This window comes from Rhizobium herbae (genome assembly GCF_017873135.1).
GTDB classification, from domain to species: Bacteria; Pseudomonadota; Alphaproteobacteria; order Rhizobiales; family Rhizobiaceae; genus Pararhizobium; species Pararhizobium herbae.
Map to the genome: position 1 here is coordinate 602,859 of NZ_JAGGJV010000001.1, position 12,378 is coordinate 615,236.

Annotated in this window: 12 protein-coding genes; 7 read left to right on the forward strand and 5 right to left on the reverse strand. The window is 61.7% G+C overall.

All coding sequences use genetic code 11. The features are described 5' to 3' along the window. Window positions 1–133: 133 nt before the first annotated feature. Both J2Z75_RS03060 and J2Z75_RS03065 read right to left on the reverse strand, forming a co-directional pair. A complete protein-coding gene (locus tag J2Z75_RS03060) occupies window positions 134–1,060 on the reverse strand; it encodes a DMP19 family protein (protein WP_209847558.1) in 927 nt (308 codons plus the stop codon). Window positions 1,061–1,360: 300 nt separating this feature from the next. Next, window positions 1,361–3,175 (reverse strand): methyl-accepting chemotaxis protein, encoded by a 1,815-nt coding sequence (locus tag J2Z75_RS03065; protein WP_209847561.1) that lies wholly within the window; start codon window positions 3,173–3,175, stop codon window positions 1,361–1,363. A gap of 161 nt (window positions 3,176–3,336) precedes the next feature. Between J2Z75_RS03065 and J2Z75_RS03070 the strand changes: the two genes are divergently transcribed. The 6 genes from J2Z75_RS03070 to J2Z75_RS03095 all read left to right on the forward strand — a co-directional run bounded on the left by J2Z75_RS03070 (window position 3,337) and on the right by J2Z75_RS03095 (window position 7,896). Continuing rightward, the gene (locus tag J2Z75_RS03070; protein ID WP_209847563.1) at window positions 3,337–3,807 is read left to right on the forward strand and encodes a hypothetical protein; all 471 of its coding nucleotides are present in this window, start codon (window positions 3,337–3,339) and stop codon (window positions 3,805–3,807) included. 102 nt (window positions 3,808–3,909) lie between these two features. Further along, a complete protein-coding gene (locus J2Z75_RS03075) occupies window positions 3,910–4,290 on the forward strand; it encodes an acyl-CoA thioesterase (RefSeq protein WP_162743767.1) in 381 nt (126 codons plus the stop codon). Between the two features lie 75 nt (window positions 4,291–4,365). After that, the gene (locus J2Z75_RS03080) at window positions 4,366–4,899 is read left to right on the forward strand and encodes a hypothetical protein (RefSeq protein ID WP_234937156.1); all 534 of its coding nucleotides are present in this window, start codon (window positions 4,366–4,368) and stop codon (window positions 4,897–4,899) included. Between the two features lie 169 nt (window positions 4,900–5,068). Beyond that, window positions 5,069–6,037, forward strand: a complete 969-nt coding sequence (locus tag J2Z75_RS03085; RefSeq protein ID WP_209847581.1) for an aliphatic sulfonate ABC transporter substrate-binding protein — start codon at window positions 5,069–5,071, stop codon at window positions 6,035–6,037. Between the two features lie 168 nt (window positions 6,038–6,205). Continuing rightward, window positions 6,206–6,985 carry an ABC transporter permease subunit gene (locus J2Z75_RS03090; RefSeq protein WP_209847584.1) on the forward strand — a complete coding sequence of 260 codons (780 nt, stop codon included), beginning with the start codon at window positions 6,206–6,208 and terminating at the stop codon, window positions 6,983–6,985. A 38-nt stretch (window positions 6,986–7,023) separates the two neighbouring features. Further along, window positions 7,024–7,896: an ATP-binding cassette domain-containing protein gene (locus tag J2Z75_RS03095; RefSeq protein WP_209847587.1), complete on the forward strand. Its 873-nt coding sequence runs from the start codon at window positions 7,024–7,026 to the stop codon at window positions 7,894–7,896. A gap of 4 nt (window positions 7,897–7,900) precedes the next feature. On the opposite strand, the gene J2Z75_RS03100 is transcribed toward J2Z75_RS03095, so the two are convergent. From J2Z75_RS03100 to J2Z75_RS03110, 3 genes are all read right to left on the reverse strand, one after another. Further along, window positions 7,901–9,085, reverse strand: a complete 1,185-nt coding sequence (locus J2Z75_RS03100) for a DUF1501 domain-containing protein (RefSeq protein ID WP_209847590.1) — start codon at window positions 9,083–9,085, stop codon at window positions 7,901–7,903. Window positions 9,086–9,092: 7 nt separating this feature from the next. Next, on the reverse strand, window positions 9,093–10,592 hold the full coding sequence (locus tag J2Z75_RS03105; protein ID WP_209847593.1) for a DUF1800 domain-containing protein: 1,500 nt from the start codon (window positions 10,590–10,592) through the stop codon (window positions 9,093–9,095). Between the two features lie 83 nt (window positions 10,593–10,675). Further along, window positions 10,676–11,029, reverse strand: a complete 354-nt coding sequence (locus J2Z75_RS03110; RefSeq protein WP_209847595.1) for a DMT family protein — start codon at window positions 11,027–11,029, stop codon at window positions 10,676–10,678. Between the two features lie 214 nt (window positions 11,030–11,243). Between J2Z75_RS03110 and J2Z75_RS03115 the strand changes: the two genes are divergently transcribed. After that, complete coding sequence (locus J2Z75_RS03115; protein ID WP_209847598.1) at window positions 11,244–12,356, forward strand: SGNH/GDSL hydrolase family protein; 1,113 nt, start codon at window positions 11,244–11,246, stop codon at window positions 12,354–12,356. Window positions 12,357–12,378: the final 22 nt, after the last annotated feature.

Genomic DNA, 12,378 nt, shown 5'->3' on the forward strand with positions numbered 1-12,378 from the left:
CAATTGGAACGCCGCGCGTCGAAACCGGCGCGAACGGACGCTGTAACACTTTGAATCACCGCGCCATTCTGGCCACAAATCAGGCGGGGTCAAGCTGCGCTACTCGCGCCGCGCGAGCAAGTATACGTAAAAATCACAACGGCAAAATGCCCGTCTGGCGTGCGTCTTTCAACCATGCATCACGCAGGGCGCCATAATCGATCATGTCTGAAAGCCCAGATAGCGTTTCATCAAACTCACTGTTTTGTAGACCCATGAATTCGCGCCGCGTCTTCAGATCACGTGGATAGGGTACAGGAAACCCATCTATGCCGCTTTGCACTGCATTCGCTTGCACAACCAGTCCCATACTCTTCAGCACCTCGACTATGTCTGGGGCCAACGCGCCGCTGTCGTTGTAAAAGAACTGGTGCATCGAGCCGTTCTCCAATTCCGCGACAAAGAGGTAGATTGCAATAAGCCGGGTATAGGCGGGTGGCAGTTCAGCAAGAGAATGGAGCAAGTTCGTCGGCCGCTCGGGGGATGCAAGGCAGTTCATCAGACCGCTTGCCAGAAATTCCAATTTCAGATCGTCCGAAGCTTCCGATCTGAGCGACTCGTACATTGAACTAAGCTCGGTCGAATCGCTGAGCCGCTGGGCTGCCACCTCGATGAGGCTGGGCAACGCATTGTAGCGTCTGGAGAGGTCATCCAGCCTTGCTCCAACGACCGGATCGACGATATCGCCGTTTCCATTGGACAAAGGGGAGTGGTTTTCGCCTGGCGCGCTGTGGTCCCAATCAAGGAGCGCTCGCCCCTCTCGAAACAACGCGGCATGCGCCTCAAGTCCGGCCGTCTCCAGGGTCTTGATGACTTCCCCCAGGAAAACACCTTTGTCGAGAAAGAAGAAGTTCCGCATGCCTTCCGGGCCGTCGGTCCATCGATCGACCGCCGTCAACATCAGGATCGGACGCTCGGTCGGCGCAAAAGCCGCAAGAATATCAGCCAGTGAGGCACGGGCCTTCACCGCCTCTTCCTCGGTTGGTGTATTTAGACGCAAGCCCAGAAGATAAATCGGCATGGCTCGATTTCTCTGCAACTCTATCCGCGGATAATGTCGCCATGCCTCGACAGCACAGTCCGAACCTTGCGCGCTTGATGCGCAGAACACCGTCCCGGCAACAAACATCGATGTTGCTACGAAACCTCGCCACCAGAACATCCGAATCCCCATCCAACACCGGGGAATACCTTTGCAAAATCCCCGCTCCACAACAATCCAGGAAGTGTAAACCTGAGCGGCTACTGTCAAACGCACGAAGAGAAAAAGCCCGCGTCCTTTTCAGACGCGGGCAATCGGCATTTCGGTCTTTTGGATCAGTCAGGCGGCGCGGCCGTAGGCGGCCTGGCGGCTGTCGTCAGAAAGACGGAAGGTCTGCAGCAGGCTTTTCAGCTCGCGGCTTTCCTGTGCCAGCGTCTGGCTGGCCGCCGTCGTCTCCTCGACCATCGCGGCGTTCTGCTGGGTCATCTGGTCCATGCTGTTGACGGCCGTATTGACCTCGGCGAGCCCGGTTGCCTGCTCGCGAGCAGCCGTGGCGATCGAGGCCACATGCTCGTTGACCCGGTTGACCAGCCCCTCGATTTCCATCAGGGCATCGCCGGTCGAGCGCACCAGCGTCACGCCGGTCTCGACTTCGGTGGCGGAGTTGCGGATCAGTTCCTTGATCTCTTTGGCAGCCCCTGCCGAGCGCTGCGCCAGCTCACGCACTTCCTGCGCAACGACAGCAAAGCCGCGCCCGGCGTCCCCTGCCCGCGCCGCCTCGACGCCGGCGTTGAGCGCCAGAAGGTTGGTCTGGAAGGCGATCTCGTCGATGACGCTGATGATCTGGCTGATCTTGGTCGAAGACCCCTCGATCCGGCTCATGGCGGCAATCGCGTTGCGGACGATGTCGCCGGACTTGGCAGCGCTGCCCTTGGTCTCGTTGACCATCTCGCGGGCCTCGGCGGCGCGGTCCGAGGCGCTCTTGACCGTCGAGGTGATCTCGTCCAGAGCCGCCGCCGTCTCTTCGAGGGCTGCGGCCTGCTGTTCGGTACGGCGCGACAGGTTGTTGGCGGCTTCCGAAATATCGCCGGCGCTCTCATAGACCACCTCGGTCGACTGGGCGATCGACTGGATGACGCCACGAAGCGCCGTCACGGCCGTGTTGAAATCGTCGCGCAGCTTGGAATATTCCGGTGCGATCCGGACGATTTCCGCCGTCAGGTCGCCGCTTGCCAGCTTTTCCAGCGCGCCGCCGATGGTCGACATCGCGTCGGCCTGTACCTGTGCGTCCGACTGCAGACGGTGTTCGTTGCTGCGGCGCTCGTCGTCCAGCCTGTTCTGCTGTTCGGCCTCGCGCGCTCTCAAGCCGATGCGTTCCTTCACCGAGTCACGCAGCACCACCAGAACACCGGCCATCTGGCCGATCTCGTCCTTGCGGTCGGTTTCGGGAACCTCGGCCGATACATCCTCGTCGGCGATCGCCCGCATCGAGGTCTTCAGCCGCTCGATAGGAGCAACAACGCTGCGAACGATGGAGAAGGCGGCGAGCAGAATGATCAGCGCTGCAATGCCACAGATCACGGCAACCTGGATCAGGCCCTCGCGGAACATTGCCGCAAGGTCATCGGCGTAGACGCCTGTGCCAACGACCCAGCCCCAGGGCTTGAAACCGGCGACATGCGAATATTTCAGCACCGGCTCCTCGGCGCCCGGCTTAGGCCAGTAATAATCAACGAAACCCTTGCCTTCCGCTTCGACCTTCTTGACGAATTCCACGAAGATGCGCTTGCCGTTGGGGTCCTTGTTTTCGGTCTGGTCGGTGCCGTCGAGCGCCGGCTTGATCGGATGCATGACGATGACCTGCTTCATGTCATTGATCCAGAAATAGCCGCTGCCCTGATAGCGCATGGCCTTGATGGCTTCGATGGAGCGCGCCTGCGCGTCCTTCTGGGAGAGTGTGCCGGCCTGCTCCTGCTTGTAGTAGGTATCGAAGACCGAAATCGCGTTTTCGTTCATGGCCTCGAGCATGGCCTTGCGCTGCGCCACGAGCTTGTCCTGCTCCTGGAACAGGCCAAGCGTCATGACGGCGGCCATGGTCAGAATCGCCAGCCCCACCAGCGCGTAAAGGCGCACGGAAATGCGGAAATGTTTCATACGGCCCAATCCCCTCAGATTTTTGTCACCGCACGATACCGACAGGAATTTTCGAACTTCCTAACAAAGGACTGCTAAAATTGATAAGCTTTGTTTTACCGTCCGTTAAAACTCAACCATAAGACACATAGTCCGAGCACGAACCAATATCAGGAGCTGTCATGAACCGCAGAATCTGCGCTGTTGCATTGCTGACCCCCATTTTCCTCACTCCCGTGCACGCGGAACAATCCTGCAATCGATGGAGTACCGGTGACACCGGCACCGGCCAGACGATGGCATCCATCTGCACCGGCCCGGCTGGAAAACAGAGCGAACTGGAAATCATGTGTGGCGGAACGGACAAGCTCTCTCTCCGCTACCTGCCGTTCAGGGAACAGGAACCCGAACCCAACAGCAGCTTCAAGGTCAACTGGACGGCATCGGGAGAAACGATCTCGCTTTCCATGGACTACGAAGCGGACGACGGGGCACTTGCCGCCTATCCCGCCATATCCGATCGCGTCGTCGAACTGCTGAAAACCGCCGGCAGCATCAGGGCCGGCAGCGCCGATGGCCAATATGGTCCAGATGAATTCACCCTCGCCGGATCGTCGAAGGCCATCGCCGCCGTTCGGAAATCCTGCCCCTGACCGCCAGGCACAGCGGATAGGCTGACCCGGTGGATATTTCTGCAAGGGTCTTTCTGATCCCGCCGCCTTGGGTTACATCCAAGCAAACGGAGACGACGGACGATGGCCAAACCGAACGGCGACCTCACCTTGCGCACGCTGGCAATGCCGGCCGACGCCAATGCCGCCGGCGATATCTTCGGCGGCTGGGTCATGGCGCAGATGGATCTGTCCTGCGGCATCCGCGCCGCCGAGCGGGCCCGCGGCCGCGTCGTCACCGCCGCCGTCAAGGAAATGGCCTTCGAAATGCCGGTCAAGATCGGCGATACGCTCTGCATCTATACCGATGTCGTCAAGGTCGGCCGCACCTCGATGACGCTGAAGGTCGAGGTCTGGGCGCAGCGCTACTTGTCCGACCGCATGGACAAGGTCACAGATGCCCTCTTCGTCATGGTGGCGCTGGACGAGGCCGGCCATCCGAAACCCGTGCCACCAGAGGCCTGACATCCAACGAGGCCCCAAGTCGTGGAACAGCCCGTCGATCCGCAGCTTTTCTCCCATATCCGCGTCGTCATGGGCATGGTTATCAGCCTCTCGATGGCCCGCCTGCTGACCGGTCTGGCGCTGTTCGTCCAGCATCCCGGCAAGACCAGGATCTACTGGCTGCATCTCGGCTGGGTACTCTTCATGTTCCTGTTCCTGATCTATTTCTGGTGGTGGGAATACCGGCTGCATGCGGTGCCGGTGATCGATTTCAGCGTCTATCTCTTCGTCATCTCCTATTGCTGCATCTTCTTCTTCCTCTGCGTCCTGCTGTTTCCCACATCGATGGAGGACTATAGCGGCTACGAGCATTATTTCATGTCCCGCCGCGCGTGGTTCTTCGGCTTCCTGGCGCTCGCCTATGCCGTCGATCTCGTTGACACAGCCGTCAAGGGCAAGGACTATTTCATGTCCTTCGGTCTGGAATACCCACTGCGAAACGCAACCTATATCGCGCTCTGCATCGCCGCCGCCCTCACCGCCAACCGGCGTTTCCACGCGGTCTTCCTGATCGCCGGCCTTACCTACCAGGTCGTCTGGATTTTCCGCGCCTTCGACTTGCTGGACTGAGCAACGGAAAAAATCCGGCCGATTACCTGCCCATCGCGAAAAAGCGTTTCCCTGCGCGCCAAATCCACACAATAAATAAACTCTATAATCTCCATGGATTTAACTAGCATGATCCCGACAGCGGGAAGCGCCTCGATTTGGGCGCTGCCGCCAACCACAAGAGGGATCGATGCTCACATTGACGAGACGCATCTTCGGCGCCGGCCTTCTGGCCGCCGGCCTGTTCGCCGCTTCCGGCCTTTCTGCCACCGGAGTGACCGCTGCCGAACTGACCGAATTCAAGATCGGCTATCAGAAGACCGGCCTGCCGGTCATCGCCCGCCAGCAGCAGATCATCGAGAAGGCGCTGGAGCCGAAGGGCATCACCGTCTCCTGGGTCGAGTTCACCGCCGGCCCGCCGCTGGTCGAGGCGTTGAATGTCGGCTCGATCGATGTCGGCTGGACCGGCGATGCGCCGCCGATCTTCGGCCAGGCAGCCGGTTCCGCCATCACCTATGTCGCCGCCCTTCCCTCCAACGGCGCCGGCGAGGCGATCTTCGTCAAGCCGGAATCGCCGGTCCAGTCGCTGGCCGACCTCAAGGGCAAGAAGATCGGCGTCGGCAAGGGCACCAGCGCCCATAACCTCGTCGTCGCAGCGCTTGAAAAGGCCGGCATCGACTTCAAGGACGTCACCCCGGTCTATCTGAGCCCCGCCGATGCGGCAGCCGCATTCGCCAGCGACAAGATCGACGCCTGGGCCGTCTGGGATCCCTTCTTCGCCATCGCCGAAACCCGCTACAAGCCGCGCATCCTGACCACGTCGGCCGAGACGCTCAACGTCAAGACCTACTTCCTCGCCAACCGCGATTTTGCCAAGGACCATCCGGAAACGGTCAACACGGCCATATCGGCCCTGAAGGAAGCCGCCGCTTGGGCCGATGCCAACCGCGACAAGGTGGCGGAAGCCCTGCACGAGGTCACCGGCGTGCCGCTCGAAGCCCAGACGATCGCCGCCAACCGCACCAAGTTCGGCATCGAGCCGATCACCCCGGAAATCGTCGCCAGCCAGCAGCAGACCGCCGACCGTTTCTTCAAGCTCGGCCTCATCCCCAGGCAGATCAACGTTTCCGACGCCGTCTGGACGCCCCCATCAAACTGATTTCCTCCCAGGAAATGCGGCAGCGTGCCGGTCGATCCGGGCCGGCACGCGAAGAGTAATTCCAGCAAAAGTGTACCGCGGTTTTGCGTCCGGAATTGCGTAAAACAGAGAGCTAGAGCGTTTTCGCGTTTCGAAGAAAAGCGGAAATGGTCGAACGAAGGTTAGATCATGAAATCCACCGTTCAATCGATCCTGCGAAACGGCACCGGCTGGCTGCTGCCCGCCCTCATCGTGCTTGCCTGGGAAATCGCCGCCCGCACAGGGCTGATCTCGCCGAATGTCATGGCGGCGCCCTCGGCTGTCGCCGAAGCCTTCTGGCGGTTGCTTTTGTCCGGCGAACTCGTCCGCAACATCGGCGTCAGCACCGCCCGCGCCCTGTCCGGCTTCGTCATCGGCGGCTCGATCGGGCTGATCTTCGGCCTCGCCAACGGCCTCTCCGGCCTGTCGCGCAATTTGACCGACACGACCTTGCAGATGGTCCGCAACATCCCGCATCTGGCGCTGATCCCGCTGGTCATCCTCTGGTTCGGCATCGACGAGGAGGCAAAGCTCTTCCTCGTGGCGCTCGGCGTGTTCTTCCCGATCTACGTCAACACCCTGCTCGGCATCCAGAGCGTCGATCCGCAGCTGGTCGAGATGGGCCGCGTCTACGGCATGTCGCGCACCACCCTGTTCTTCCGCGTCATCCTGCCCGGCGCCCTGCCCGCCATCTTCGTCGGCCTGCGCTATGCGCTTGGCATCATGTGGCTGACGCTGATCGTCGCCGAAACCATCGCCGCCTCCTCCGGCCTCGGCTACATGGCCATGCAGGCACGCGAATTCCTGTTGATCGACGTCGTCGTGCTGTCGATCCTGATCTACGCCCTGCTCGGCAAGCTCGCCGACAGCTTTGCCCGGCTGCTGGAACGGCTCACGCTCCAATGGCATCCGGCCTTCCAGACCGCCTGACCGCCGAGCGAAAGCAAACCGAAACACGGAGCGCCGAAATGTCCGTCATCGCCCTCAATCCGAAGTCCGAGGCTCCCGTCAACGCGACAAGGGAAACGGCCGAAGCCCGTGCGTTGCGCGAGACGTCGCCCGGCCAGTGGTTCCCCTACGCCGCACCGCAGCCCCGCGCGCGCGACACAAGGGAAAACGCCTTCTCGTTTCGCGGCATCAGCCGCAAGTTCGGCGACAAGACGGTGCTCGACAACATCGATCTCGATGTGCCGGCCGGCCAGTTCATCGCCGTCATCGGCAAGAGCGGCTGCGGCAAGAGCACGCTGCTGCGGCTGCTGACCGGCCTCGACAAGCCGACATCCGGCACGCTGACGGTCAACAAGGGTACGGCCGGCGAAAACCGCACCCGCATCATGTTCCAGGAACCCCGTCTTCTGCCCTGGGCAAAGATAGCCAAAAATGTCGAGGTCGGCCTGACCGGCATCGCCAAGGGGGCGGAAGCCCGCGAAAAATCGCTCGCCATCCTCAACGAAGTCGGCCTTGCCGATCGTGCCGAGGAATGGCCTTCCGTTCTGTCAGGCGGCCAGCGCCAGCGCGTCGCCCTCGCCCGTGCCCTCGTCGCCCACCCCTATATCCTCGCCCTCGACGAGCCGCTCGGCGCGCTCGATGCGCTGACCCGCATCGAGATGCAACAGCTGCTCGAACGCATCTGGCTGCAGCAGACGTTCACCGCCGTGCTGGTCACCCACGACGTCGCGGAAGCCGTGGCACTGGCCGACCGCGTCATCGTCATCGATCACGGCAGGATCGCGCTCGATCTCGACATCCCGCTGGAACGCCCCCGCCGCCACGGCTCGCCGGAATTGGCGCGGCTGGAGGGACAGATCCTCGACACGTTGTTCGGCGAAAAAGCAGGCTGAACCGTCAAACCGACCTGAGATAAACCGACGACCGGTCGAAATCCAACCCCGGAAAGATCGAATTCGTCAGGCTGTCCGGCGAGATGTCGAACTGGCGGTAGAGCATCGCCGCCGCCAGTTCGCGCACGTCTCCGGTCGGCATCAGGTCGCGGCCGTTGAGCAGGTTTGCCTCGCTAAGCCCCGGCCATTTGCCGATGACCTTGCCGCCGTCGATGCCGCCGCCGGCGATGACAGCCAGTCCGCCGGTGCCGTGGTCGGTGCCGAACGAGCCGTTTTCGCGCACGGTGCGGCCGAATTCGGTGATGGCGACGACGATGGTGTCCTTCCAGACGGCAGGCGACAGCGTGTCGCGGATGGTCAGGATCGCCGTGGTCAGCTCGGCGGCCGGCGCCTTGAACGCCGCGTTCTGCCCGGCATGCGTGTCCCATCCGGTGATCGAGAAACTGGCGATCCGGTAGTCCTGCATTAGCATGCCGGCCGCCAGACGTGCCACATCGACGGCCTTGGCGCCGCGCTTGTCGTCGGCATAGAGCTCGTCGGCGGAAAAATCCGTGACGGCCGCATCGGCCATCGCCCGGGCGAACTGCGGATCGTTGCGATAGAGCCGCTCGAAGAAGCTCTTCTCGTCGCTCTTCATCGCCAGATCGGTGCGCGGCGACCAGACCTCGACGTCGTTGTCGCCGCTGAGCACCAGTTCCGCCGAGGTGTTGACGTCGATCGCCTTGCGCGAATGCACGGATGGAATGGTGGACAGCGCCCGGTTCAGCCAGCCGGTTTTTTCCTCGCCGACGTTGACGCCGCCATTTTCCAGCACGTCCTGCCCGTCGAAATGGCTGCGCGCGTCGCGATAGGGCGTCGAAACCGACTGGACGAACGACAGCTCACCGCGCTTCCAGAGCGGCAGCAAATCCCTGGCGTAGGCATTCAGCCCGTAGAAGCCGTCGAGGTCGATCAGGCCGTTGTCCGGCGTTGCCGCCAGCGTCGGCCGATAGAGCTTGAAGGCCGTGTCCGCATAGGGCTGGACGAGATGCAGCCCGTCCATGGCACCGCGCAGGATGATCGTCACGAGCCGCTTGTCGCCGGGTGCGGCGGCCAGCGTCATCGATGTCATCAGCGGTGCTGCGGCGACGCAGCAGGCCGATGTCAGAAAGGCGCGGCGGCTGAGCGCCATCTTGTCGTCCATGCCCATCTGCGATCTACCTTCTGTTGAATTCGGGCGACGCCAGCGCAAGCGCAAGCCCCATCTGCCGGTTCGGTGCCTTCGATACGATGTCGATCGTGTCCTGGCGCGCCGCGTCGCGCAGCGTCTCCTGCAGGAAGTCCCTCGGATCGCGGTTGCCGCCAAGCTTGGCGGCCGCGAGCCGTGCCCAGGCAATCCGGTCCGCCAAGGGCCCGCCGGCGATCCAGGCTGAAAAACCGTCGTCGAACCCGGCCGGGCTTTGCGGCCGCCAGAGCGGCTGGCCAAGCCGCGCCACGGCCTGCACCGTCAGCGGATTGGGACGCAGCTTGCGGGTTGCGGGATCCAGCGGCTTGCTGTCGATATCGCGGGCTTTCGTCATGGCCGGCATCATGCTCTCGCCGTCGATGGCCTGATCGGCCATCGTGGTTTTGACCGGGGCGAAGCCGAGATCGCGCATGTCGTTCTCCTCCGCCGAGAGCGCGCGCAGTCCCGAAACGATATAGTCGAACGGCAGCTTGGCCTTCTGGCCCTCGTTATCCCAGCTACGGGGATGGCGAAGCATCGCCGTGTAGACAGCGGTGAGATCGCCGTCATTGCGCTGCCAGGCCGTCGTCATCGCCTCCACCACTTCGGGCGGCGGCGTGTCCGACAGAAAATGATGGGCAATCTTGCGGCAGATGTGGTTGCGCGTCTCCGGCGTCGCGGCGAGATCCTCGATCATGGCAGCGATATCGCCCTGCCCGCGCGCGCTGCCACCGTAGGATTTGCCGAACACGCTCCGCGATCCCGGTTCGGCCATGTTGACCGCATAACGGGCGCGATAGGTGTTGCGGTCGACGGTCATGCCGGTCAGCACATAGGCCGCATTGCGGACATCGGTCTGGGTGTAGCCGCTGCCGGCCCCGAGCGTATGCAGCTCCAGCAGCTCGCGGCCGAGATTTTCGTTGAGCCCCGCCTTGCGCTTGATGCCCTGCGGCGATGTCGGGCCGAAGGATTTCACCTGGTCGAGATAGATCAGCATGGCCGGATGCAGCACCGCGGTCTTGACCAGGTCGGCGAACCGCCCGGCCATATACGGCCGGATTGCCTCCGCCTCGTAGACCGGCACCACCAGCCGCATGAAATCTTCCTTGCGGGTGCTGACGCTGAAGTGATTGACCCAGAAGGCAGCGAGCCGTTCATTGAAGCCGTTGGGCGAAAGCACGGCCTGCATGAAACGGGCATGCTCGTCCTTCGCCAGCAGATTGTTGAGCCCGGTGAGATAGCGCACGCGATAGACGCGTCTGGTCACCGCATCCATGTCCTTGCCGGCCAGCTTGAGTTCGGCAAGCTCCGAAACGGTGTCGGAAATCCGCTCTCTGCCGGCGGCAAGGCCGCCATCCGGAAAAACAAGGGCCTCGCGCCGGCCGGCGTCCAGTTGCGCCAGCATTTCCTCGACGCTCTCTGGCGGGGTCTGCCCGGGCCTGAAACCCGTACCGAACCGCAATGCCGCCGTGGTGGAAAACGTCAGACTCATAAAGCTTGGCCCTCGAATATCTGTTTGGACCGGTACAGGGCGCTTGTGTCAATTCTGCGGATTAACGCAATTATTACGCAAATTTAACCTTTGAACACGAAGGCGGCCCCGCCGGCGATCAGGCAGAAGCCGATGGCGTGGTTCCAGGTCAGGGATTCCTTCAGCCAGAACACCGAGAAGCCGGCAAAGACCAGAAGCGTGATCACCTCCTGCATGGTCTTCAGCTGCGCCGCCGAATAGACCTCATGGCCGATCCTGTTGGCGGGAACGGCGAGGCAATATTCGAAGAATGCAATGCCCCAGCTGGCGATGACGGCCATGTAGAGCGGCGACGACGTGTATTTCAGATGCCCGTACCAGGCGAAGGTCATGAAGACGTTGGAGAGAACAAGCAGCAGGATCGGCAGCACGGCGGCCGAATTGAGCGAGAATGGCATGGCGAATCCTTGAGACGCGGTGTGGAAAGACGCACAGCATGTACCGCCAATTCGCAATGCTTCAAGATGGAATCTGCAGCGCTTGAACGCTGTTCGAATATTGCCCGCGCCAAGATCGTACAGCTCATTTTCACCACGCCATGGGCTTCCATGAGAGCGGGCATTCCAAAGCGCCTACAAGCTCGGCACTCGCAGCGGCGCTCGCTATCGCTTCATGTTCGACGGAACCCGGTTCGACTATCGGATCCGGTCCTATCTCGGGCAGGGCTCGATCACGATGCTTTGTGACGGCAAACTGGTTTCCAAGGCTTTGTTTTCCGAAGAACACCCTGGGCTCAACGACGACACCGAGCATTTTGTCCTGAACGACTTCGGCGATGACGTGCAGACGCTTGCGCTGGTAAACCCGGCGATCCTCTCTGGCGGTACGGGTCATGCGGTTGGCGACGTCATCACCCAGGCAGGCGGCACGTTTACGACAGCTGCGCAGATACGGGTCACGAGCGTCAATGCAGGCGTTATCACGGGCGCTGCCATTCATCGCGCTGGCGTCTACAGCGTTGCGCCGGCCACGACGACGCAGGGCGGCACGACCGGATCTGGGACGGGGGCAACGTTCACGACCGCCTTCGGAAAGCTGCATACGACCAAGCAGCTACGCAGGGTCGAAATGATCCTTGGCTTCGGCGTTCGGTTCGGTGGCATCAACGTCGACGGCGGCGTCAGTGTCTTGCCCTGGGCAGAGAATACGGAAATGGCGAAGCTGCTGATCGCTGGCGACAGTCTCACGCAGGGCTTTTTCAACGGTTACGAGGGAGGCAACTGGTCGCGCCAGGCGGCCTATATGCTCGGGCTGGAAGAACGCTTCGTCCAGTACGGATTCAGCGGCCGAGGCTTCCTGAAGAACACGCTGTTCCCCGTCGATACTCCCGGCATCATCGCCTTGGCGCCGGACATGCTGGTCATCGCGGACGGCTTCAACGACATGTTCCAATTCGGCTCGATGACTGCGGCGGCGTTGACGGCCGAAGTGACGGCACGGGTGAATGAACTGCTGACGAATTTGCCGAAGGTGCGAATTGTCGGGATCGGACCTTTCTACGACACGACCAGCGGCAATGCCTGCACTAATGCTATCGCCGCCGGCTATGCGGCCGCATCGGATCCAACCCGGGTTCGTTTCTATGATCTGGACGCAACGGCAGCCTATAAAGTTGGCGACGCATACAGCTCCACTGACAACACCCATCCTGGGCAATCCGGTCAGGATTTCTTGGGGGCGATGCTTGGACCAGTGATCGCCAACCTGTTTTTGTCGATGTCCTGACCGTCTCCTTGCAATCGTGTAG

What these genes read in the sequence shown, in the direction of transcription:
- J2Z75_RS03100 (WP_209847590.1), bottom strand. Translation starts at nt 9,085, where the DNA reads ATGGGCATGGACGACAAGATGGCGCTCAGCCGCCGCGCCTTTCTGACA.
- J2Z75_RS03065 (WP_209847561.1), bottom strand. Translation starts at nt 3,175, where the DNA reads ATGAAACATTTCCGCATTTCCGTGCGCCTTTACGCGCTGGTGGGGCTG.
- J2Z75_RS03085 (WP_209847581.1), top strand. Translation starts at nt 5,069, where the DNA reads ATGCTCACATTGACGAGACGCATCTTCGGCGCCGGCCTTCTGGCCGCC.
- J2Z75_RS03060 (WP_209847558.1), bottom strand. Translation starts at nt 1,060, where the DNA reads ATGCCGATTTATCTTCTGGGCTTGCGTCTAAATACACCAACCGAGGAA.
- J2Z75_RS03090 (WP_209847584.1), top strand. Translation starts at nt 6,206, where the DNA reads ATGAAATCCACCGTTCAATCGATCCTGCGAAACGGCACCGGCTGGCTG.
- J2Z75_RS03105 (WP_209847593.1), bottom strand. Translation starts at nt 10,592, where the DNA reads ATGAGTCTGACGTTTTCCACCACGGCGGCATTGCGGTTCGGTACGGGT.
- J2Z75_RS03080 (WP_234937156.1), top strand. Translation starts at nt 4,366, where the DNA reads ATGGTTATCAGCCTCTCGATGGCCCGCCTGCTGACCGGTCTGGCGCTG.
- J2Z75_RS03070 (WP_209847563.1), top strand. Translation starts at nt 3,337, where the DNA reads ATGAACCGCAGAATCTGCGCTGTTGCATTGCTGACCCCCATTTTCCTC.
- J2Z75_RS03115 (WP_209847598.1), top strand. Translation starts at nt 11,244, where the DNA reads ATGTTCGACGGAACCCGGTTCGACTATCGGATCCGGTCCTATCTCGGG.
- J2Z75_RS03095 (WP_209847587.1), top strand. Translation starts at nt 7,024, where the DNA reads ATGTCCGTCATCGCCCTCAATCCGAAGTCCGAGGCTCCCGTCAACGCG.
- J2Z75_RS03075 (WP_162743767.1), top strand. Translation starts at nt 3,910, where the DNA reads ATGGCCAAACCGAACGGCGACCTCACCTTGCGCACGCTGGCAATGCCG.
- J2Z75_RS03110 (WP_209847595.1), bottom strand. Translation starts at nt 11,029, where the DNA reads ATGCCATTCTCGCTCAATTCGGCCGCCGTGCTGCCGATCCTGCTGCTT.